A 22253-nucleotide genomic window follows, 5' to 3' on the forward strand; every position below is an offset into this window, starting at 1 on the left:
CGCCCGCGCGTCAGCGCGCGGCGTTGCGGTCGGTAATCATCTTCGGGGTGATAAAGACGAGCATTTCGGTCTTCTGGGCAACTCGCTCGCGCTTGCGGAACAGTGCCCCGACATAGGGCACTTCACCCAGGACCGGCACGCGCGACTCGTCATTGCGTTCGTTAAGCTCGAAGATACCACCAATGACAACCGTGCCGCCGTTTTCGACCAGCACCTCGGTCTGCACGTGCTTGGTGTTGATCGCCGGGCCTGCCGACGTATTCACGCCCCGCGAATCCTTGTTCACGTCCAGCGTCAGGATGATGTTGCCTTCGGGCGTGATCTGAGGCGTGACCTCAAGTTTCAGCACCGCCTTGCGGAACGAGATCGAGGTCGCACCGCTCGAGGTGGCCTGCTGGTAGGGGATTTCCTCGCCCTGCTCGATCAGCGCCTTGGTCTGGTCGGCCGTGATCACGCGGGGGCTGGACACCACCTTGCCCTTCCCGTCGGCTTCGAGCGCCGATATTTCGAGGTTCAGCATGCGCGAGAAGCTCGAGTTGAAGAGCGAGATCGCGAACGTGCCTGCCGCGTTGCCGGTGCCGCCTGCATCGCCTGCGGGCAGGTTGATGAAGTTGGAGTTGGTAAAGGTGCTTGTGGCCGTGGTGGCGCCGCCATTGGTCCCTGCCGTGGTGACCGGCATCACACCGAGATTGGCGAAGGCTCGGTTGCCGCCGGACGAGGCAAAGCGCTCACCGGCGATACCGCCGCCCAGTCGAACACCCAGCGATTTGCCAAAGGTGTCGGACGCCTCGACGATCCGGGCCTCGATCAGCACTTGCCGAACAGGAATATCCAGCTTCTGGATCAGCTCGGCCACCTGGGCCAGACGCGACGGAATGTCCGACACGAAGAGCTGGTTGGTGCGCGACTCGGCGATGACGCTGCCACGCGGGCTCAGGATGCGCGTCGTGGTGCCACCGCCGCCACCGCCGCCGGAGGAAGCTCCCGTGCCGGTCAACCCCTGTGCGATGGCAATCGCCTTGGTGTAGTTGAGCTGGAACGACTGGGTGCGCAGCGGCTCCAGGTTCTCGATCGCAGCCTTGGCCTCGAACTCGAGCTTTTCCTTGGCGTTGATTTCGTCCTTGGGCGCGATCCACAGCACGCTGCCGTTCTTGCGCATGCCCAGGTTCTTCGCCTGCATGATGATGTCGAGCGCCTGATCCCAGGGGACGTCCTTCAGCCGCAGCGTCAGCGCGCCGGTGACCGAGTCGGAGGTCACGATGTTGAAGTTCGTGAAGTCGGCGATCACCTGCAGCAGCGAGCGGATCTCGATGTTCTGGAAGTTGAGCGACAGCTTCTCGCCGTTGTAGCCCACGCCTTGCGTCAGCTTGGTCGGGTCGACTTTACGGGCGCGGACTTCGACCACGAACTGGTTTTCGCTCTGGTAGGCGCTGTGCTCCCAGTCGCCCTTCGCGTCGATCGTCATGCGGACACGATCGCCCGCCTGCTGCGCAGTGATCGACTGGACCGGGGTGCCGAAGTCGGCCACGTCGAGGCGGCGGCGCAGGCCCTCGGGCAGCGTCGACTTCGTGAACTCCACGACAAGACCCTTGCCCTGTTGCTTGACGTCCACACCCACCTGGTTGTTCGGAAGATCGACGATGACCCTGCCCGCGCTGTCGGCACCGAGGCGGAAGTCGAGGTCCCGCAAGGGCAGCGTGTCGCGGTTGCGGTTTTCGGCGAAGGTCGCGGAAGCCGGCGTGACAAGCGCCGAGCCGGCCACCGGTTCGAGAACCACCAGCAGTGACTTGCCCTGGATCTCGGCCTTGTAGGCTGTCGCCTGCTTCAGGTTCAGAACCACACGGCTGCGTTCACCGGCCTGGACCACGTTCACCGAGCGGAGGTTGCCCTGGTTAACTTCGATGGCCGAACGGCCGATGGCATTCGTGACACCGGGGAAGTCGAGCGCGATGCGCGCCGGCGTCTGGACGGCGAATCCGGCAGGGACGGCGGTGAGCGGCTGGGCAAGATCGATGCGGATCACTTCCGCACCCGACTGCGTCGAGCTCGTCACGGCCTCGATGGCGTTTTGCGCATGCGCCACGGCCAACGTGCCGAAGGCCAGCAGACCCAGGCCGGCAGCGCGCAGCCACTGTGCCATCTTTGATTTTTTCTGGTTCATTTCGCACTCTCTTGCAGCTGCAGCGTCGCGACGCGTTCGATCCATTCACCGGCGGCGTCTTGCACGATTTCACGCAAGGCGATTTCGGTTTCGTTGATACGGGTGATACGCCCGTAGTTCAGTCCCAGGTATTCGCCGACACGCACCTTGTAGAGCAGCTTGTCCACACGCAGCAGCGCCACCGGCTGGCCGTTGCGGTTCATGCTGCCGACCATGGCCATCGAGTCGAGCGGGAACGCTTCGAGCGCCTCCTTGCGACGCGCGAGCTCAGGGGCAATCAGCTCCGATGTGCTCGGCTGATTCGATTCGCGGCGCAGCGCCTGCGTCAGCTTCAGGATGTTGAAGGGCTCGAAGGCCGAGGCCTCGGTATAGGCCTGCGGCGTGAACTTCTTCGGCTCGGAGATGGGCGGCACCGAGGGCTTCACCTGGGCACGCTGCTCGGCCATCCAGCGTTGCAGGTCTTCCTGGCCCGAATCGCAGGCGCTCAATGCCGACACCGCCAGCGTCAGCCACAGTACTTTGGCGACGATCTTCATTTCTTCGCCTTCGGCGCGGCAGCACGCTTCTGCGCGGCCCGCTCTTCGTCATCGAGATAGCGATAGGTGCGCGCGGTGGCGTCCATCGTCAGCACGTCCTTGTCTTTCTGCGGCGTGACGGAAATGTTGTTCAGGGTCACGATGCGCGACAGGCCCGCCACGTCGGCAGCGAAAGCGCCCATGTCGTGATAGCGGCCCGTCACGCGAACGGCGATCGGGAGCTCGGCGTAGTAGTCCTTGACCGAGACCTGCCCTGGACGGAACAGCTCGAACTGGAGGCTGCGGCCAAGGCCCGCCTGGTTGATATCCGACAGCAGGGCATCCATTTCGGCCTTGCTGGGCAGTTGCTTCTCGAGCAGGATCACGTACTGCTGCACCTGCTCCCGCTGCTTCTTCAGCAATTCGAGGTTGGCGGCCTGGGCCACCTTCTTCTGGTAGTCGGCCTTGAGCGTGACTTCCTTGGCGCGCTCGCTTTCGAGTTCGTCGTTCGAATTGGTCAGCCAGACGAACCAGAGTGCGACCAGCACCAGTGCCGTGACTGCCAGGCAGAGCGCGTAACGCGGCACCGGCGGCCACCCCGACGGATCGTTCGGGTTGAGTCCGCGGAACTGGTCGCCGAAGCGCTGCAGCGCCGCGGCGACGTCGATTTTCTGGGAGGGGCGATTGCTTGCCATGATCGGTTACCCCTTGGACTGCGCCGTTGCGGCCAGCGCCTTTTCGGCTGCGGCCTTCTGAGCATCGGTGGGGCGTTTCAGGCCAATGCGCATCGTGAAGTTCGCCACGCGGCGCTGGTCGCGCGGATTCAGGTTCACGTTCGCCGACGTGATTTCGACCAGTTCCGGCTTCACCAGCCAGGGACTGTTGTTGCCGAGATTGCGCAGCAGTTCCGAAACCCGCTCGTTGGATTGCGCCATGCCTTGCAGCGTGACCGTCTGGTTGTCCTGCTTCATGCTGGTCAGGTAGACGCCATCGGGCAGTTGACGGACGAGTTCGTTGAGCAGGTGCACGGGCAGGTTGCGATCGCCCTGCAGGTCTTCGACCGCCTGCTGGCGAGCACGCAGCGCGGCGATTTCTTCCTGCAGCGTCGAAATCTCCTTGATCTCGACCTCGAGCTTCTTGATCTCGGCCTGCAGAAAGCCGTTCGTCGATCGCTGCGCTGAAATCTGTGCTTCGAACCACAGATAGCCCAAGCCGGCGATCAGGACGCCGAGGATCGCAGCGGCGCCCAGGGTGCCATAGAAAGCCTCGCGCCTGCGCTTGCGCGCGGCTTCGCGGTGCGGGAGCAGATTGATGAGGATCACTGCAGGAACCTCCGCATGGCCAACCCGCACGAGGTCAGGTAGGACGGCGCCTCGCGGCGGACCTTCTTCTCGCGGACGTTCGCGCTGATTTCCATCCCTTCGAAGGGATTGAGCAGCGAGCAGGCGAAGGAAGTCTGCCGCGTCACCGCGTTGGTCAACCCGGGCAGGGCGGCAGAACCGCCTGCCAGCAAGACGTAGTCGACGCGGTTGTGCGGGGTGCTGGTGAAGAAGAACTGGAGCGCGCGGGCGATTTCCTGCGCGATGCTTTCGACGAAAGGCTTGAGCACGCCCGAGCCGTAGTCGTCGGGCAGGTCGCCGCTGCGCTTCTTCGCTTCGGCTTCCTCGGCGGAAAAACCGTACTGGCGCACGATCAGCTGCGTGAGCTGCGCGCCGCCGAATGCCTGGTCGCGGTCGTACAGCACTTCCTGGTTGCGCAGCACCTGCATGCTGGTGGTGAAGGCCCCCACTTCGAAGAGCGCCACGATCGAATCGACGCCCTTGCCGGGCAGTTGCTCGATCAGGCGGGCGGTCGCAAGGCGCGATGCATAGGACTCGACGTCGAGAATCATCGCCTTCAGGCCGGCGGCTTCCGCCAGGCCTTCGCGGTCCTGCACCTTTTCCTTGCGCGACGCGGCGATCAGCACTTCCACGTCGCCGGCGGAGGTGGTGCTCGGCCCCGTCACGCAGAAATCGAGGCTGACCTCGTCCAGCGAGAACGGGATGTATTGATTGGCCTCGGATTCGACCTGGATCTCGAGTTCCTGCTCGCTCATCCCGCCCGGAAGAATGATCTTCTTGGTGATCACGGCCGACGGCGGCAACGCCAGCGCCACATTGCGGGTGCGGGTGCCGCTCTTGCGTATGACGCGCCGGACGGCTTCCGCCACCTCGTCGAACTTCTCGACGTTGCCGTCGGTGATCCAGCCGCGTTCCAGGGGCTCGATGGCGCAGCGCTCCAGGACCAGCTTGCCGCTGGCCTCACGGCCGAGCTCGACCAGCTTGACGCTGGACGAACTCACGTCCAGCCCCAGCAGGGGAGCGTTCTGACGACGAAACAATGATCCAAGAGCAGCCAAGGCAAGTTCCTCTTCCCCTGTATTTGTAACGAATAGAAAAAATTGAATTCGGTTGCATGCTAGCAGCAGGCTCAGCGGTGACCAAGCGACGCTGCAGGACAAATTCCTCAAGCGTTGTCAAAACCTGACGGCAAAACCGCATTTTGTAACTTTTGAATTAGAGCACCGCAAGCCGCCTCAAAGATCGGATCGTTCGAAAGGGGCTGCTTTTTATAATGTCGGGTGACTCTGTCCGGCCCCTCATGCAAGAAACTTCCAGCCCCAAAGGGCCAGCCAAGAAATCCACCCCTCCGCGCCCGACCTGGCTGAAATGGCTGCTGCGCCTTTTCTTCTGGGGCTTCGGCATTGCACTGGCCGGCGTACTGGCAGTGCTATGCGTGGTGGCCGTGGCCCTTGCGGTTGCGTATCCGAACCTGCCTGACATCGGCGACCTGGCCGACTACCGGCCCAAGCTGCCGCTGCGGGTGTTTTCGGCCGAAGGCATCCTCATCGGCGAGTTCGGCGAGGAACGTCGCAACCTCACCCCGATCTCGGCCATTCCGAAGGTCGTGAAGGACGCGGTCCTGGCAGCCGAAGACGCGCGCTTCTACGACCACGGCGGCGTCGACTACAAGGGCATGGTGCGCGCCGGCCTGGCCAACATGAATCGCGTGAAGAGCCAGGGCGCGTCGACCATCACCATGCAGGTGGCGCGCAATGTCTACCTGAGTTCCGAGAAAACGCTCACCCGCAAGATCTACGAGGTTCTGCTCACCTTCAAGCTGGAGCACCTGCTCACCAAGGACCAGATCTTCGAGATCTACCTGAACCAGATCTACCTCGGCAATCGCGCCTACGGCTTCGCCGCCGCTTCCGAAGCCTACTTCGGCAAGCCCCTGCAGGAGCTCACGATCGCCCAGGCCGCGATGCTGGCCGGCCTGCCCAAGGCACCGGGCGCGAACAACCCGGTCAACAACCCGCAACGCGCGCGCGGCCGCCAGTTCTATGTGATCGACCGCATGCAGGAAGCCGGCTTCATCACCGCCGAGCAGGCCGCTGAAGCCAAGAAGGAAGAGCTGCACCTGCGCGACGCCGCCGACCCGAACCGCCTGCACGCCGAGTACGTCGCCGAAACCGTGCGCCAGCTGATGTACGCCCAGTACGGCGACAGCACCTACACGCGCGGCCTCAAGGTCTACACCTCGCTGGTCGCGGCCGACCAGGCGGCGGCCTACAAGGCCCTGCGCAAGGGCATCATGGACTACGAGCGCCGCCAGATCTATCGCGGCCCCGAGAAGTTCGTCGACCTTCCGAACGACCCCAAGGAACTCGACGAAGCCGTCGACGACGCGCTCGGCGACCACCCCGACAATGGCGACGTGATGGCCGCGGTCGTGCTCAAGGCCACGGCCAAGCAGATCGACGCCGTGCGTGCCAACGGCGACGCGGTGCAGATCACGGGCGAAGGCCTCAAGCCTGCGCAGTCCGGCCTTTCCGACAAGGCTCCCCCGAACATCAAGATCCGCCGCGGCGCGGTCATCCGCGTCGTGAAGACGCCCAAGAACACCTGGGAAATCACGCAACTGCCCGAGGTCGAAGGTGCCTTCGTCGCCATGGACCCGCGCGACGGCGCCATCAAGGCGCTGGTCGGCGGTTTCGACTTCGGCAAGAACAAGTTCAACCACGTCACCCAGGCCTGGCGCCAGCCGGGTTCGAGCTTCAAGCCCTTCATCTATTCCGCGGCACTCGAAAAGGGCTTCACCCCCGCCACGGTCATCAACGACGGACCGCTTTTCTTCGACGCCGGCACGACTGGCGGCCAGCCCTGGGAGCCGAAGAACTACGGCGGCGGCTACGACGGCCCGATGACGATGCGCACCGCGCTGATGAAGTCGAAGAACCTGGTGTCGATCCGCATCCTGCAGTCCATCGGCACTCGCTACGCGCAAGAGTGGATCACCAACTTCGGCTTCGACAAGGAAAAGCACCCGGCCTATCTGCCGATGGCGCTGGGCGCCGGCTCGGTCACGCCCATGCAGATGGCGGTGGGCTATTCGGTGTTCGCCAACGGGGGCTACCGCGTCAATCCGTACCTCGTCACTCGCATCACCGACCACAAGGACAAGGTGTTGGTCGACAAGCAGCCGCCGCTCCTGAACGAATCGCTGCGCGTCATTCCGCAGCGCAACGCCTTCATCATGGACACGCTGCTGAACTCGGTGGCCCGCGCCGGCACCGCAGCCAAGGCGCAGGCGACGCTCAAGCGCCCCGATCTCTACGGCAAGACCGGCACCACCAACGACTCGCTCGACGCCTGGTTCGCCGGCTTCCAGCCCACCATGACGGCCATCTCGTGGATCGGCTACGACACGCCGCGCAACCTGGGCGACCGCGAGACTGGCGGCGGCCTGAGCCTTCCGATCTGGATCAACTACATGGAGACTGCGATCAAGGGCGTGCCGGTGACCGAACTCTCGGCCAACCCGCCGCCGGGCATCGTGAACGTCGGCGGCGAGTGGTACTACGACGACTATGCGCCGGGACGCGGCGTTGCGAGCCTGGGCGTCGAGTCCGCACCGGCTGCGCCGGTCGAAGCCCCGGCGGGCGGTCCGATCGGCGCCCCCCCACAACCCGAGGAGCGCAACCGCATCCTCGACCTGTTCCGCAACTGAGCCCCGCCGGCAGAGGAGTTCAGGGAGCCGCGAAGTTCAGCGGCTGCCCCGCCTGCAGCGTCGCCTCGCGCGACAGGTTGCCGAAGAATTCCTCGCCAGTCTTGGTGTCCACCCAGGCCTTGCCGTCATGGCGGTAGTGATAGCCGCCCGAACGCGCGGCAAGCCAGATCTCCTGCAAGGGTTTCTGCAGGTTCACGATCAGCTGGCTGCCGTTGCGGAATGAAATCGTGATCATGCCGCCTACCCTCTGGTTGTCGATGTCGGCGTCGGTCGCTTCGTTGATGCGGTCGCAGCCCAGTTCGATGGCTGCAAGAGCAGCCTCGGCGCGATCCATGTACTCGGTCTCGGTCATTACAATTTCACCATGTTGAACGTTCGCCAAATTCTAGTGAGCACCCGCGCCCGCGCCGCGCTCATGGTCTGCCTCGCCGTGGGCGCCACCGGGCTCGTCGCCGCCTGCGGACAGCGCGGTGCGCTGTACCTGCCGACCGATCCGGCAGCCGCCGGGCGTGCCACCCTGCCGGAGCTCATGACGCCGGACAGCCTGCGCTCCTCATCATCGTCGTCCTCCAGCCAGGCGGCGCCCGCACCAGCTGCCGCCGCCAGCGCACCGGCAGGCAGCAGCAATAGCAGCACGGAGCAACGCAAGTGAGTTCCGGCACCAACATCTCCCTGCCCGGCCGACCGCACATCGCCGAACGCGACGGCACGCTGCACGTCGAAGGCGTCGCGCTCGACGCGCTGGCCCGCGAACACGGCACTCCCCTCTTCGTCTACTCCAGGCAATGGATGCTGGACGCCCTGGCGGCCTACCAGCGCGGCTTCGAGGGCCGCGACGCCCTCATCTGCTACGCGATGAAGGCCAACTCCTCGCTCGGCGTGCTGCGCGTGTTCGCCGAGGCCGGCTGCGGCTTCGACATCGTCTCGGGCGGCGAACTGTCGCGCGTGCTGGCCGTGGGCGCCGATCCGAAGAAGATCATCTTCTCGGGCGTCGGCAAGACCCGCGCCGAGATGCGCCAGGCGCTCGCTGCGAACATCGCCTGCTTCAACGTCGAGAGCGAAGCCGAGCTCGACGTGCTCAACGAAGTGGCGGTGGCCGAAGGCAAGCGCGCGCCGATCAGCATCCGCATCAATCCGAACGTCGATCCGAAGACGCATCCCTACATTTCCACCGGCCTCAAGGGCAACAAATTCGGCATCGCGCACGACCGCGCTGTCGAGGCCTACAAGCATGCCGCGCGGCTGCCGGGGCTGGAAGTGGTGGGCATCGACTGCCACATCGGCTCGCAGATCACCGAAGCCTCGCCCTACCTGGACGCCTGCGACCGCGTGCTCGACCTGGTGGAAGCCATCGAAGCGGCCGGCGTGCCGATCCATCACCTGGACTTCGGCGGCGGCCTGGGCATCGACTACAACGGCGAGGTGCCGCCCAAGGCCGATGCGCTTTGGCAGCAGCTGCTCGCCAAGCTCGACGCGCGCGGCTTCGGCCGGCGCAAGCTGGTGATCGAGCCGGGCCGCTCGCTGGTCGGCAACGCCGGCGTGTGCATCACCGAGGTGCTCTACACCAAGCCGGGCGAGGACAAGAACTTCTGCATCGTCGACGCAGCCATGAACGACCTGCCGCGCCCCGCGATGTACCAGGCCTTCCAGCGCATCGTGCCGGTGCGCACCCGCGCGGGCGATGCCACGACCTACGACGTGGTCGGCCCGGTCTGCGAAAGCGGCGACTGGCTCGGCCGCGACCGAGCGCTCAACGTGCTGGCCGGCGACCTGCTGGCCGTGCTGTCGGCGGGCGCGTACTGCATGAGCATGTCCAGCAACTACAACACGCGCGGCCGCGCCGCCGAGGTGCTGGTGAGCGGCGCGAGCGCGAAGCTGATCCGCCGTCGCGAGACGATGGAAGACCAGCTGCGCAGCGAAATCGACGGCTGATCGCTGATCGATCTTCCTGGCGTCAGCCGGTGCGCACCGCGCCCGCGGACGCCGGCTTTGCCTTCCCGCGCGTGCTCGCGAAGTAGTTCCACACGCGCCAGGCAAGCAGCACCGCGATGATCGCGGCGTAGACGAACACTTCCGCGAAATTGTTCTTGCCCGCGCGCATCCAGAAGAAGTGCAGCAGGCCGAGCCCCGCGATCAGGTAGACCAGCTTGTGCAGCATCTGCCAGCGCTTCGCGCCCATCGCCTTGATCGCGCGATTGAACGACGTGGCCGCCAGCGGCGTGAGCAGCACGAAGGCCGAGAAGCCCACCAGGATGAACGGCCGCTTCGCGATGTCCTTGGCGATGTCGGCCCACTCGAAGCCCATGTCGAACCAGCTGTAGCACAGCAGGTGCAGCACCACGTAGAAATACGCGAACAGGCCCAGCATGCGGCGGTAGCGCGCGAGCGCGTTCCACTTGCTCATCACGCGCAGCGGCGTCACCGCCAGCACGATGCAGATGAAGCGCAGCGTCCAGTCGCCGGTGGCGCGGATCAGGAACTCGGCGGGGTTGGCGCCCAGCCCGTCCGTGAACGCGCCGTAGGCCAGCCGCGCGAACGGCAGCAGGCACAGCAGGAAGATGACCGGCTTGGTCGCCGGATGCATGAGCAGCTTGTTCATGGGGCGATGGCTGCGCGCCGGAGCCGGTTCAATAGTTTTTCTTCAGGTCCATGCCCGCGTAGAGCTGGCCGACCTGTGCTTCGTAGCCGTTGAACATCTCGGTCTTGCGCCGCTTGGCGAACAGGCCGCCACCGTCGCCGATGCGGCGCTCGGTCGCCTGGCTCCAGCGCGGGTGGTCGACGTTCGGATTCACGTTCGAATAGAAGCCGTACTCGTTGGCCGCGGCCTTGTTCCAGGCGGTACTCGGCTCCTTTTCCACGAAGCGGATCTTGACGATCGACTTGGCCGACTTGAAGCCGTACTTCCACGGCACCACCAGCCGCACGGGCGCGCCGTTCTGGTTGGGCAGCACCTCGCCGTACATGCCGAAGGCCAGCAGCGTGAGCGGATGCATCGCTTCGTCCATGCGCAGGCCTTCGGTATAGGGCCAGTCGAGCACGCGCGAGCCGACGAAGGGCATGGTCTTGGGATCGGCCAGCGTCACGAATTCGACGAACCTGGCGTTGCCCTGCGGCTCGACCTTCCTGATGAGCTCGGCCAGCGAGTAGCCGACCCACGGAATCACCATCGACCAGCCCTCGACGCAGCGCAGGCGGTAGATGCGCTCTTCCTGCGCGCTGAGCTTGAGCAGGTCCTCGATGCCGTACTTGCCCGGCTTCTTGACCAGCCCTTCCACCTCCACGGTCCATGGCCGCGTCTTCAGCGTGCCGGCGTTCTTGGCCGGGTCGGCCTTGTCGGTGCCGAACTCGTAGAAGTTGTTGTAGGTGGAGGCGTCCTTGTAGTCGGTGACCTTTTCCATCGACATGGCGCCGGGCACCGCCGATTTCATGCCCGGCAGCGGCGCGAGCTTGTTGGGGCGCTCGGTCTGCGCCAGGGCTTCGCGCGAGGCAAATGCAGCCAGCGCGGCACCCGCTGCACCGCCGGCCATGAGCTTGAGCATGTCACGGCGGCCTTCGTAGACCTCGCGGGGCGTGATCTCGCTGGACAACGGATGGATGAAGCCGTTGCCGCCGCTGTTGCTGGCGCTGCCGGTGCGGCGGATCGGACGGGAGTGGAACGACATGACGGGCCTTTCGCGGAATCGTTGTGCTCAGGGTAGTTCGTGGCTTCCCCTGATCTGGTTACGCGCAGCCGGAGCGCGCGGTTTCAAAATTCTTCGCGAAAGCCCGCGGGCCTGCGTTCACAGGGTGCCGTAGCTGTGCAACCCGCTCAGGAACATGTTCACGCCCAGGAAGGCGAAGGTCGTCACCGCCAGGCCGCCCAGCGCCCACCAGGCTGCCACGGTACCGCGCAGGCCCTTGACGAGTCGCATGTGCAGCCAGGCCGCATAGTTGAGCCAGACGATCAGCGCCCATGTCTCCTTCGGGTCCCAGCTCCAGTAGCCGCCCCAGGCGTCGGCCGCCCACAGGGCGCCCAGCACGGTCGCGATGGTGAAGAAGGCGAAGCCGACGGTGATCGACTTGTACATGACATCGTCGAGCACCTCGTTGGCCGGCAGGCGCGCGGCGATGCGCTTGCGGCCCAGCAGGATACCCGCGGCGATGAGCGCCGAAATACCGGCATAGACCACCCAGTAGCTGCCGCCGGCTTCCTGCACGCGCTGGCGGAACGCCACCGGCACGAAGCACAGTGCCACGCCCAGCAGCCAGATGGGCGTGAGCTTGTACCAGCGCTTCTCCTCGGCCTGCTCTTTTATGAGATAGGCGAAGGCGACCATGGCCGCCAGCGCGAAGGTGCCGTAGCCGATGAAGTTGGCCGGCACGTGCAGCTTCATCCACCAGCTCTGCAGGGCCGGCACCAGCGGCTGGATCTCGTGCGCCTCGCGCACGATCGTGTACCAGAGCAGGAAACCCACCGCCGCGCTGACCACCAGCATCACGAAGGCACCGAGCGCGCGCGTGTTGTAGCGCTCCTCGAAGTAGAGATAGAACGCGGCCGTCAGCCAGCAAAACAGCACGAACACTTCGTACAGGTTGCTCACCGGGATGTGGCCGATGTCCGGGCCGAGCTGGTGGCTCTCGTACCAGCGCACCATGGTGCCGATCAGCGCCATCGTGACGGCAGCCCAAGCGAGCCGCGAACCGATCATGTCGAAGGTGTCCGACTGCTTGCCGCCGAAGAAGCCCAGCCAGTAGAACAGCGTGCTCATGAAGAACAGCATGCTCATCCACAGGATGGCCGACTGGCTCGACAGGAAGTACTTGAGCCAGAACACCGTGTCGGCGCGCGCCAGGTCGCCCTGGTAGGAGGCGATGGCCAGCAGCGAAGCGGCAGCCACCACGATGGCCAGCACCCGCAGCGGCCGCCAGAACCAGCAGATCGCGATCAGCGAGACCATCGCGGCCACGAGGATCGGCTTCTCGTAGTAGTCCATCGACCCCGCATGGCGCGCGAAGGCGAACAGGCCACCGGCCACCACCAGTGCCGCGAACACCCAGTCGAACAGGTTGCGGCGCGAGAGCCAGCTTTCATTGAGCGTGAGGGTCGTGGTGTTCATGTTGTCCCGGGGTCTTGTTCGCTTATTCGTTCAGGGCGAGCAGCTTGCGTTTGAGATGCTCGAATTCGCGGTCGCTGTCGATGGTCTTGCGATTGACCGAGAAGGCCATCGTGGCGGCCGTCGTCGCAGGTGCATCGCCTTCTGAAGCCTTGCCATCGGGTGCCAGCCACACCCAAAGGCGGCGCTCGCGCACGTACAGCATGGCAAAAATGCCGATGATCAGCAACAGGCAGCCCAGATAGACGATGTTCTTGCCAGGGGCGCGCGCCACCTGGAACACGCTGGCCTGCACCTGGGTGAAATCGGTCATCATCATCGCGACCGGGGCCGGGTAAAAGTGCGCGTCGCTGATGGCCAGCACGGCCTGCGTCAGGTAGGCCTGGGTCTTCTCGTCGTTGGGCAGCGCGGCAAGGCCGGCGCCTTCGCGGCTCAGGTTCAGCACCTCGAACAGCACGTCGTTGAGGATGCGCACCAGCACCCCGCCGGCGCGCTCGCGCTCGGCCTCGGGCACGTTGACTTCCATGAATTCGGCAATAGCCTGCCAGCCACCCGTGGCGGTGGCGCCGGCCTTGGCGGGTTCGCTGCCCGCGAACAGCGCCAGCGCACGCGTGGCCGACACGCGAAGCTGCTCGGCCATCTCGGGGCGCTTGGGGTCGGTGGCCTTGGCGATGTAGCGCTCGACGGCGCGCTCGCGCGCGGCAGGGTCGGCGAGCGCGGCGCGCATGCGCACGAAGCCGTCCATCGAGCCCTGGTCGTCGGCCGGCACGCGCAGGTAACGGAAGGGCTCCTCGGGCTTCTCGCGCATGCCCAGCAGGAACACCGGCTGGCCGTCGCCGGTGTCGACCGGCACCATGTAGTTCTGGTACTCGCGCGCCTGGCCGGAAGCATCGCGCAGCTTGTAGCCGATGCTCGGGCCGATGTTGCGCAGCACCTTCGGCTTGTTGGTCTTGTTGGCGGCGCCCAGGCGCGATTCGATGTCGTGGCGCAGGTCGACCTTGCGTACGTCGGCGCCGCTGCCCATGGCGTTCGCGTCGGCGAAGTTCTCGACGTTGATCACGCGCAGCGCGGCGTACTCGAGCGTGAGCTTGTCCTTGCCGTTGGTGATCTCGGTGCTGGGCCCGCCGATGACGCCCTCCACCTCGAAGGGCTTGGCCATGGCCGCCATCGGCACCGCCTTGAGCTTCACCTTGGAGCCGCCGTCGTCGAAGCTCGACTGGTAGATCTCCACGCCCTTGTAGCTGGCCGGGTGGTTGACCTCGATGCGCGCGGGCACCTGCTCGCCGGTCTCGCGGTCGTGCAGCACGACCTCGCTGGCGAAGAGCTTGGGCATGCCGGTCGAGTAGTAGTCGACGATGAACTTCTTCAGCTCGATGGAGAACGGCAGTTCCTGCAGCAGCACGCCATCGGACTGGTTCAGGATGGCCACGCTGCCCTGCCCGCCCTCGGGCACCAGGATGTTGCCGCGGAAGGTCGGATTGCTGGCCGACAGCCGGTGCTGGGGCGGCACGTCGGCGATCATGCCGCCGCCGGTGAACACGCTCTTGCCGTTGAACCAGGTCTGCGCGCGAACCACCAGGTCGCCGTCGAACAGGCCGCCGATGCACACCAGCACGATGGCGCTGTGGGCCGCGATGTAGCCCAGCTTGTGGGCGCCGCCCGCGCGCGCCGCGACCATCCAGCCCGCCGAGGTGGCACGGCTGCCGTCGGTGGCCTCGCGCTGCTGCAGCTTGACCTTCCAGCCGCCACTCGCCAGCAACTGGCCGATGCGGTTGGCCGCCGCTTCGGGCGTTTCACCCAGCCGGCTCTCCGCCCGCTGGCCGAAGGCCTTCAGGCTCTGTGCGCGGATGTCTTCCTTGAAGGTCTTGAGGTCGATCAGGATGCGCGGCGTGTTGCGCGCGATGCACAGCGTGGTGCTGATCACCAGGAACAGCAGGATCAGCAGGAACCACCAGGCGCTGTAGATCGAGTCGAGCCGCGCAGCGCGGAACAGCTCTGCCCAGAACGGCCCGAACTGGTTGATGTAGTTGTTGATCGGCTCATGCTGCTTGAGCACCGTGCCGATGATCGACGCGATGCAGATGATGGTGAGCAGCGCGATCGCGAAGCGCATCGACGACAGCAGCTCCACCGCGGCGCGAAGCACCTGCGGGCCGCGATGAACGCGAAGGCCATGGGTGGAGACGGACATCGGGCGAAAGTAGGAAGGAAGAGAAGGAGAAAAAACAAAAAAGGCGGGCCATCCTGCTGGATCGGCCCGCCCTTTGTTGGGGTTGTTGTCGGCGGCTGGTCACGCTCCAGGGAGCGCCATCATCAACGCAAACCGGCAATGTAGTCGGCGACCGCCTTGATTTCCCTGTCGTTGAGCTTGGCCGCGACGCCGGTCATGGGCAGGCTGTTCAGGCGCACGTTGTCGCGGAAGGCGGTGAGCTGGGCCACGGTGTAGTCGGCGTTCTGGCCGCCAAGGCGGGGGTACTGGGCCGGGATGCCCGCGCCGTTGGGGCTGTGGCAGCCGGCGCAGGCCGGGATCTGGCGGTCGCCGATGCCACCGCGGTAGATCTTTTCGCCCAGCGCGATGGTGTCCTTGTCCTTCGAGAAGCCCGGCTTGATCTTCTTGGAGCCGACGAACCAGGCGATGTTGCGCATGTCTTCTTCCGACAGCGCCGAAGCCAGCGGCTTCATGATCGCGCTCTTGCGGGCGCCGGACTTGAAGTCCTGCAGTTGCTTGAGGATGTATTCGGGATGTTGCTGCGCCAGCTTCGGGTTGGCCGCGATGGCGGAGTTGCCGTCGGCGTTGTGGCACGAGGCGCAGCTCTGGCTGTTGGCCGGCGTTGCGTTGAACAACGTGTCCCCCTTGGCGGGGTCCGGCTTGGCCGGTTTGGCCGGTGCTGCGGCCGCCGCACTCGGACTGGCCGCGTGTTCATCGGCTGCAAAACTCACGCTGGATGCGATGCCCACGAGGGCCGCAAGCACAATATTGGCAAACAACTTCATATCGGGGGCTTCGAATTTATGGCGCAAAACCTCACGATTCTACAATGTGGGCCCTGTTTCGAAAGTCCGTAGATGCCCTCCCCGCGCGCCAAGCCCGCTGCCTATCCTCCCCGCGCGGCGCCCGCCGCAGACCCCAAGGTCGCCGAACGCGAGCGAATGGCGCTGGGCTGGCTGCACACCGCCCACTTCCTTACCAGCGCGCCCCAGCTGGAGCATCTGCCCCCCGTCGACCTGCCCGAGATCGCCTTCGTCGGCCGCTCCAACGCGGGCAAGTCGACTGCCATCAACACCCTCACGCAGCAGACGCGCCTTGCGTTCGCCTCCAAGACGCCGGGCCGTACGYAGCACATCAACCTGTTCGGCATCGGCAAGCAGAAAGTCGATGACGCGGTGCTCGCCGACCTCCCGGGCTACGGCTATGCGGCCGTGCCGCGCGAGGCCAAGCTGCGCTGGCAGCGCGTGATGGGCAATTACCTGATGACGCGCGAGAGCCTGCGCGGCGTTGTGCTCATGTGCGATCCGCGCCACGGTCTGACCGAGCTCGACGAGATCCTGCTCGACGTCATCCGCCCGCGCGTGCAACAGGGCCTGAAGTTCCTCGTGCTGCTGACCAAGGCCGACAAACTCACCCGCAGCGAGGGCGCGAAGGTGCTGTCCATTACGCGACTGCAGGCCGGTGGCGGCGAGGTGAAACTGTTCTCGGCCCTGAAGAAGCAGGGCGTGGGCGAGGCGGCGGCGCTGCTGTGGCGCTGGGTGCACCCCGATGGCACCGACGCACCGGCCGCCAAGCCCGAGCCGCCACCGGAAGACGCCTGAGGCAAGAAGAGGCTGCACCGGCCGTCCATCTGCGCAGGTCACTATCAAAACAATAGCGACAACAGTCAATCCGAAGGAGACAAGAAGCATGATCGAGACATTCCAACGCAGCCTGCCCAACGGCACGACCCTGAGCTGCCGCGCTGCCGGCAAGCCGGGCCGGCCGCTGATGGTGTTCCTCCACGGATTCCCCGAGGCCGCGTTCATCTGGGACGAACTGCTCGAGTATTTCTCCGACCCCGCCCATGGCGGCTACCGCTGCGTGGCGCCCAACCTGCGCGGCTTCGAGAAGTCGAGCTCGCCGACCGACGTGGCGGCCTACAAGCCGCACCTGCTGATCCAGGACGTCCAGCAGCTCGCCGCCACCGAGAGCGCCGACGGCACCATGGCCGCGCTGGTCGCCCACGACTGGGGCGGCGCCTTCGGCTGGGGCTACGCCAACGCCTTCCCGCAGCAGGTCGGCAGGCTGGTCATCATCAATTCGCCGCACCCCGGCACCTTCACCCGCGAGCTGCGCAACAGCCCGGCGCAGCAGCAGGCGAGCGCCTACATGAACTTCCTCGCGCGCCCCGACGCCGAGGCGCTGCTCGCGGCAGACGACTTCAAGCGCATGTGGCCCTTCTTCCTGCTGATGAAGGCTGGCCCCGATGGCCACGGCTGGCTCACCGAGGAAGTGAAGCAGCAGTACCGCGAGGTCTGGAGCGCGGGCCTCACGGGCGCCTGCAATCTCTACCGCGTGACGCCGATGAAGCCTCCGCTGCCGGGCCAGACCATCGACGGCATCCCCGTGCTGCCGCGCGAGCGGCTCATGGTGGAAGTGCCCACCTTCGTGTTCTGGGCGCTCGACGACGCGGCGCTGCTGCCGGGCCTGCTCGAAGGGCTCGACGAATACGTGCCGAAGCTCGAGATCAGGAAGGTGCCGAACGCGACCCACTGGATCGTGCACGAGCAGCCGCAGCTGGTCGCGCGCGAGATCGAAGGATTCCTGCAGCGGAATCAGTAGATAGGTGGTTCGCCTTCCGGGCGGGTCTTGAACCGGCGGTGCACCCAGTAATACTGGGACGGCATCGTGTCGATGTAGCCCTGCAGCCGCTCGTTCATGAGCGCGGTGTCGGCCTCCACGTCGTCGGTCGGAAAGTTCTGCCAGGTCGGCAGGATCTCGATTTCGTAGCCGTCGCGCGTGAGCTTCGACACCACCGGCACCACCTTGGCCTTGCCCAGCCGCGCAAAGCGCGACAGCGACGGCACGGTGGCCGCCTGCACTCCGTAGAAGGGCACGAAGATGGTCTGGTCGCGGCCGAAGTCCATGTCGGGCAGCAGGTACAGCAGGCCGCCCTTGCGCAGCCCCTGCAGCACCGGCTTGATGCCGTCCACCCGGTTGAGCGCCGCCACGTCGCCGAAGCGGGTGCGGCCCTCGCGGATCCAGGCGTCGATCATCGGATCGCGCTGGGTCGTGTAGATGGTGGCCGAGGGGCGCGACGTGTGCATCGTGAGCGCCGTGGCCGCCGCATCGAGTCCGTAGAAGTGCGGCGCGAAGAGGATCATGGGCTCGTCGCCATCGGCAATTTCGCGGATCTCCGAAGCCGCGCCCACTACCTTGAGCCGGCTCGCCACAACCTTCTCGGGCGCATGCCAGAGCCAGCCCCGGTCCAGCCAGGACTGCGCCACGTAAACGAAGGTTTCGCGCGCCATGGCACGGCGCTCGGCCTCCGACTTCCCGGGGAAGCACACCGCCAGGTTGGTGTCGACCACGCGCCGTCGCGGCACGGCGACGGTGTGCAGGATGCGACCGAGGAACGCCCCGAAGCCGCGCACCACGGGCAGCGGCAGCGGCGCGATCACGCGCATGAAGCCGATGCCGAGTCGGGAACCGAGGCTCATGCCGTCTCCCCTGCGGCGGCGACCACGCGCTCGGCGCGCGGCTCCTTGTAGCGGGCGTAGTCCCAGACGTACTGGCCCGGCAGGCTGTGGATCAGCCGGCCGATGCCGTCGTTCATGGCGGCGGCGGCGTCCTCGATGGAGGCCGATGGATCCGTCAGCGCGGTGCCGACGATGGGCTCGAAGCGGATCACGTAGCCCGCGCCGCGCGGCAGCCGTTCGCACACGCTGAGAAAGCAGGCCGCGCCGGTCTGCTGCGCGAGTCGGGGAAGAAGGGTCATGGTGTAGGCCGGCCGGCCGAGGAAGGGTGCCCACACGCCCTGCCCCAGCGGCGGCACCTGGTCGGGCAGGATGCCGGTGTAGCCGCCGCCGCGCAGCGTGCGGATCAGGCCGCGCACGCCGGTGTTGTTGGTGGGCAGGGTCTGCAGGCCGGGCCGGTCGCGCGAACCGGCTGCGATGAGGTCGGCCATCCATTTCTTGCGGGCCGGGCGGAACAGCGCGGTGATAGGCCCGTAGGTCGACAGAAAGCGCTCGCCGATGGCCTGKCCGCACATCTCCCAGCTGCCGAGATGCGGCGCGACCAGGATCACGCCCTTCTTCGCCCGCATGGCCGCCTCGAAGGCCTCCACGCCCTCCCAGCGCACCACGCGGTCCAGCACGGTCTGGCCGTGGGGGCGCAGCCACAGCCAGGGCAGCTCGGAAGCCATCTTGCCGGCTGCAGCGATGGCGGGACGGTATTGCTCGGGGCCGAAGCCCGCGCTCTCGGCATTGGCCTTGAAGCGGCGGCGATAGCCGGGCGCGCTCCACCAGACCAGCCAGCCCAGCAATGCGCCGAACCGATGCATCAGCGGCATCGGCACGCGGGCAAGCAGGCGGAACAGGGTGATCATCGAATACGGGAGGGAGTCAAAACACGGACGCGCGCGCATGGTATTGCGCGGCTCGAATAGAATGCAAATTGTCGCCGAGTTACGGAACAACTTGCAGGGCGACAAACACAAGCGCAGCAATGCAATTGTGCCGGGCCGAGAAATCGGCATCTGCTAAAGCGTTCGCCAGAGCTCCGCAGAGTTGGCAACGCGCCAATTCATTCAAGGAGTTTTGAACAAATGGCGAACGACTTCCTCTTCACGTCCGAATCCGTCTCCGAAGGCCATCCCGACAAGGTCGCCGACCAGATCTCGGACGCCATCCTCGACGCGATCTTCGAGCAGGACCCCCGCAGCCGCGTGGCCGCCGAGACGCTGACCAACACCGGCCTCGTGGTGCTCGCCGGCGAAATCACGACCAACGCGCACGTCGACTACATCCAGGTCGCGCGCGACACCATCAAGCGCATCGGCTACGACAACACCGAGTACGGCATCGACTACAAGGGCTGCGCCGTGTTGGTCTGCTACGACAAGCAGTCCAACGACATCGCCCAGGGCGTGGACCATGCCAGCGACGACCACCTGAACACCGGCGCCGGCGACCAGGGCCTGATGTTCGGCTACGCCTGCGACGAAACGCCCGAGCTGATGCCCGCGCCCATCTACTATGCGCACCGCCTCGTCGAGCGCCAGGCCCAGCTTCGCAAGGACGGCCGCCTGCCCTTCCTGCGCCCCGACGCCAAGAGCCAGGTGACGATGCGCTATGTCGACGGCAAGCCCCACAGCATCGACACCGTGGTGCTCTCCACCCAGCACAGCCCCGACCAGAGCGAGACGCCCACCAAGATGAAGGCATCGTTCAACGAAGCCATCATCGAGGAGATCATCAAGCCCGTGCTGCCCAAGGAGTGGCTCAAGGACACGCGCTACCTGATCAACCCGACCGGCCGCTTCGTCATCGGCGGCCCGCAGGGCGACTGCGGCCTCACCGGCCGCAAGATCATCGTGGACACCTACGGCGGCGCCTGCCCGCACGGCGGCGGCGCGTTCTCGGGCAAGGACCCGTCGAAGGTCGACCGCTCGGCGGCCTACGCCGCGCGCTACGTGGCCAAGAACGTCGTGGCCGCCGGACTGGCGCGCCAGTGCCAGATCCAGGTGGCGTACGCCATCGGCGTGGCGCAGCCGATGAACATCACGGTCTACACCGAAGGCACCGGCGTGATTCCCGACGAGAAGATCGCCGAACTCGTGCGCGAGCACTTCGACCTGCGCCCGAAGGGCATCATCCAGATGCTCGACCTGCTTCGCCCGATCTACCAGAAGACCGCCGCCTACGGCCACTTCGGCCGCGAGGAGCCCGAGTTCACCTGGGAAGCGACGACGCAGGCAGCAGCGCTGCGCGCAGCCGCCGGTCTCTGATCGACGCCTGCCAGCCGCCTCGCCTGCGCGGGCTCAGGCGGCCGTTGCAGGAAACCGCACCGTGACCACCAGCCCGTGCACCTCGCGCGGGTTCGCCTCCAGGCGCACATCCGCCTGGAAGGCCCGCGCGATCTCGCGCACGATGGCCAGCCCGAGGCCGGTGCCCTCGGTGTCATGCGCCACCCGGTAGAAACGCTCGAACACGCGATCGCGCGCCTCGGGCGGAATGCCCGAGCCGTTGTCTTCCACTCTCAGTTCGACCGCCCCATCCACGCGCCGCACGCCGACGGTGACACGGCCGCGCTCCTGCGTATAGCGCAGCGCGTTGTCCAGCAGGTTGGTGGCCAGCGCATCGAGCAGCGCGGGCTGCGCCATCACGACGGCGCCTTGCGGCCCCGCCTCCGATTCCAGCCCGAGGTCGATGCTGCGCCGGTCGGCCAGCGCGGCCAGCTGCTCCACGCAGCGCAGCGCCACCGCCGCGAGATCGACCGGCTCCAGCTTCGTGTGCGCATCGCCATGCTCGGCCTGGGCCAGCAGCAGCAGCTTGTTGGTCACATCCACCAGCCTGCGGTTGCTGGTCTGCATGTCCAGCCACATGGCGTCCATGTCGGCACGGCGCGTGTCCCATTCGCCGCGGTGCTGGCGGGTGTAGCGCGCGAACTCGATCTGCGAGGCCTGCATTGCCAGCGGCGTGCGCAGCTGGTGCGCAGCGTCGGCGATGAAGCGGCGCTGCGCTTCGGAATGCGCCTTGAGCTGCGCCACGAAGCGGTTGATGGTGTCGGCCACCGGCCGCAGCTCCGAATGCAGCGCCTGCGGATCGACCACGAGATCGAGGTGCATCGGATCGCGCTGTGCGAGCTGCTGGCTCAGTCGCACGATGGGGCGCAGCTCAAGGGTCAGCGCCGCCACCGCCAGCGCGATGGCGAGCGCCAGAGCGATCAGCAGGTATTCCATCGACGGCCACCACAGCGCACGCAGCATGTGATCGCGGCTGCGCTCGGTCTTGCCCACCGCGATGGTGATGTCGCGCGCGTCGCCCGACTCGTACATCGAGCGCGTGGTGACCACGGCGCGCAGCGGCACGCCAGCGAAGTTCGCGTCGTACCACTGGGCGCGGTCGGTGCCCTGGGGCTTGCGCACGGCGGGCAGCGGAAAATCAGGCGAGCCGGCCAGCACCTCGCCGCCCGCGCCCGTCACGCTGAGGAACACGCGGTCACGCTCGGGCGAAACGAACAAGCTGAGCGCCGATGGCGGCACACTGGCCTTCACGTCTTCGTCCTCCCAGATCAACCGGTCCGACAACACCTTGGCCGATGAAAGCAGGTCGTGGTCCTGCACGTAGTCGGCCACCTCCGCCGCATTGCGCCAGTTGAGCCAGCCGCAGATCGCGACGAACACCGACATCGGCAGCAGCAGCCAAAGCGCAAGGCGAAGCCGCAGGCTGGCGCGCTTCATC

Annotated in this window: 20 protein-coding genes; 6 read left to right on the top strand and 14 right to left on the bottom strand. The window is 66.1% G+C overall.

Going from position 1 to position 22253, the window contains the following annotated elements:
• Positions 1-10: 10 nt before the first annotated feature.
• Genes pilQ through QMO14_RS13660 form a run of 5 tightly spaced genes read right to left on the bottom strand, consistent with a single transcriptional unit; the run spans position 11 to position 5074 of the window.
• A complete protein-coding gene (gene pilQ, locus QMO14_RS13640; protein ID WP_301507743.1) occupies positions 11-2161 on the bottom strand; it encodes a type IV pilus secretin PilQ in 2151 nt (716 codons plus the stop codon).
• Complete coding sequence (locus QMO14_RS13645; protein ID WP_301507744.1) at positions 2158-2697, bottom strand: pilus assembly protein PilP; 540 nt, start codon at positions 2695-2697, stop codon at positions 2158-2160. The genes pilQ and QMO14_RS13645 overlap by 4 nt, the downstream gene beginning before the upstream one ends.
• Positions 2694-3371: a type 4a pilus biogenesis protein PilO gene (locus QMO14_RS13650; RefSeq protein ID WP_301507745.1), complete on the bottom strand. Its 678-nt coding sequence runs from the start codon at positions 3369-3371 to the stop codon at positions 2694-2696. The genes QMO14_RS13645 and QMO14_RS13650 overlap by 4 nt, the downstream gene beginning before the upstream one ends.
• A 6-nt stretch (positions 3372-3377) precedes the next feature.
• Entirely contained in the window at positions 3378-3998 is a 621-nt protein-coding gene (locus tag QMO14_RS13655) for a PilN domain-containing protein (protein WP_301507788.1), read from the bottom strand.
• Entirely contained in the window at positions 3995-5074 is a 1080-nt protein-coding gene (locus tag QMO14_RS13660; RefSeq protein ID WP_301507746.1) for a pilus assembly protein PilM, read from the bottom strand. Before QMO14_RS13660 ends, QMO14_RS13655 begins: the two co-directional genes overlap by 4 nt.
• 242 nt (positions 5075-5316) lie before the next feature.
• On the opposite strand from QMO14_RS13660, the gene QMO14_RS13665 reads away from it, so the two are divergent.
• Entirely contained in the window at positions 5317-7725 is a 2409-nt protein-coding gene (locus QMO14_RS13665) for a penicillin-binding protein 1A (RefSeq protein WP_301507747.1), read from the top strand.
• Between the two features lie 19 nt (positions 7726-7744).
• On the opposite strand, the gene cyaY is transcribed toward QMO14_RS13665, so the two are convergent.
• Positions 7745-8077, bottom strand: coding sequence for an iron donor protein CyaY (gene cyaY / locus QMO14_RS13670; protein WP_301507748.1), 333 nt, complete (start codon positions 8075-8077; stop codon positions 7745-7747).
• Between the two features lie 12 nt (positions 8078-8089).
• Here cyaY and QMO14_RS13675 point away from each other — a divergent pair, with 12 nt between their 5' ends.
• Both QMO14_RS13675 and lysA read left to right on the top strand, forming a co-directional pair.
• Entirely contained in the window at positions 8090-8377 is a 288-nt protein-coding gene (locus tag QMO14_RS13675; RefSeq protein WP_301507749.1) for a lipoprotein, read from the top strand.
• Positions 8374-9657 carry a diaminopimelate decarboxylase gene (gene lysA, locus QMO14_RS13680; protein ID WP_301507750.1) on the top strand — a complete coding sequence of 428 codons (1284 nt, stop codon included), beginning with the start codon at positions 8374-8376 and terminating at the stop codon, positions 9655-9657. Before QMO14_RS13675 ends, lysA begins: the two co-directional genes overlap by 4 nt.
• A 22-nt stretch (positions 9658-9679) precedes the next feature.
• On the opposite strand, the gene QMO14_RS13685 is transcribed toward lysA, so the two are convergent.
• The 5 genes from QMO14_RS13685 to QMO14_RS13705 all read right to left on the bottom strand — a co-directional run bounded on the left by QMO14_RS13685 (position 9680) and on the right by QMO14_RS13705 (position 15812).
• The gene (locus QMO14_RS13685; RefSeq protein ID WP_301507751.1) at positions 9680-10324 is read right to left on the bottom strand and encodes a sulfite oxidase heme-binding subunit YedZ; all 645 of its coding nucleotides are present in this window, start codon (positions 10322-10324) and stop codon (positions 9680-9682) included.
• Positions 10325-10352: 28 nt separating this feature from the next.
• Positions 10353-11387, bottom strand: a complete 1035-nt coding sequence (msrP, locus tag QMO14_RS13690) for a protein-methionine-sulfoxide reductase catalytic subunit MsrP (protein WP_301507752.1) — start codon at positions 11385-11387, stop codon at positions 10353-10355.
• A gap of 117 nt (positions 11388-11504) precedes the next feature.
• Positions 11505-12821, bottom strand: a complete 1317-nt coding sequence (gene ccsB, locus QMO14_RS13695) for a c-type cytochrome biogenesis protein CcsB (protein ID WP_301507753.1) — start codon at positions 12819-12821, stop codon at positions 11505-11507.
• 22 nt (positions 12822-12843) lie between these two features.
• On the bottom strand, positions 12844-15009 hold the full coding sequence (locus QMO14_RS13700) for a cytochrome c biogenesis protein ResB (RefSeq protein WP_301507754.1): 2166 nt from the start codon (positions 15007-15009) through the stop codon (positions 12844-12846).
• 122 nt (positions 15010-15131) lie between these two features.
• On the bottom strand, positions 15132-15812 hold the full coding sequence (locus tag QMO14_RS13705; protein WP_301507755.1) for a cytochrome c: 681 nt from the start codon (positions 15810-15812) through the stop codon (positions 15132-15134).
• 72 nt (positions 15813-15884) lie between these two features.
• Between QMO14_RS13705 and yihA the strand changes: the two genes are divergently transcribed.
• The gene (yihA, locus tag QMO14_RS13710; RefSeq protein ID WP_301507756.1) at positions 15885-16628 is read left to right on the top strand and encodes a ribosome biogenesis GTP-binding protein YihA/YsxC; all 744 of its coding nucleotides are present in this window, start codon (positions 15885-15887) and stop codon (positions 16626-16628) included.
• An 88-nt stretch (positions 16629-16716) separates the two neighbouring features.
• Positions 16717-17631 carry an alpha/beta fold hydrolase gene (locus QMO14_RS13715; RefSeq protein WP_301507757.1) on the top strand — a complete coding sequence of 305 codons (915 nt, stop codon included), beginning with the start codon at positions 16717-16719 and terminating at the stop codon, positions 17629-17631.
• On the opposite strand, the gene QMO14_RS13720 is transcribed toward QMO14_RS13715, so the two are convergent.
• Complete coding sequence (locus QMO14_RS13720) at positions 17625-18509, bottom strand: lipid A biosynthesis acyltransferase (protein WP_301507758.1); 885 nt, start codon at positions 18507-18509, stop codon at positions 17625-17627. The two genes, QMO14_RS13715 and QMO14_RS13720, sit on opposite strands and share 7 nt — an antisense overlap.
• A complete protein-coding gene (locus QMO14_RS13725; RefSeq protein WP_301507759.1) occupies positions 18506-19396 on the bottom strand; it encodes a lysophospholipid acyltransferase family protein in 891 nt (296 codons plus the stop codon). Before QMO14_RS13725 ends, QMO14_RS13720 begins: the two co-directional genes overlap by 4 nt.
• Before the next feature lie 219 nt (positions 19397-19615).
• On the opposite strand from QMO14_RS13725, the gene metK reads away from it, so the two are divergent.
• Entirely contained in the window at positions 19616-20797 is a 1182-nt protein-coding gene (gene metK, locus QMO14_RS13730) for a methionine adenosyltransferase (RefSeq protein WP_301507760.1), read from the top strand.
• A gap of 33 nt (positions 20798-20830) precedes the next feature.
• Here metK and QMO14_RS13735 read toward each other — a convergent pair whose 3' ends face one another.
• Complete coding sequence (locus tag QMO14_RS13735) at positions 20831-22252, bottom strand: sensor histidine kinase (RefSeq protein WP_301507761.1); 1422 nt, start codon at positions 22250-22252, stop codon at positions 20831-20833.
• Position 22253: the final 1 nt, after the last annotated feature.

This window comes from Variovorax sp. CAN15 (assembly GCF_030462475.1).
Classification (GTDB): Bacteria; Pseudomonadota; Gammaproteobacteria; order Burkholderiales; family Burkholderiaceae_C; genus Variovorax.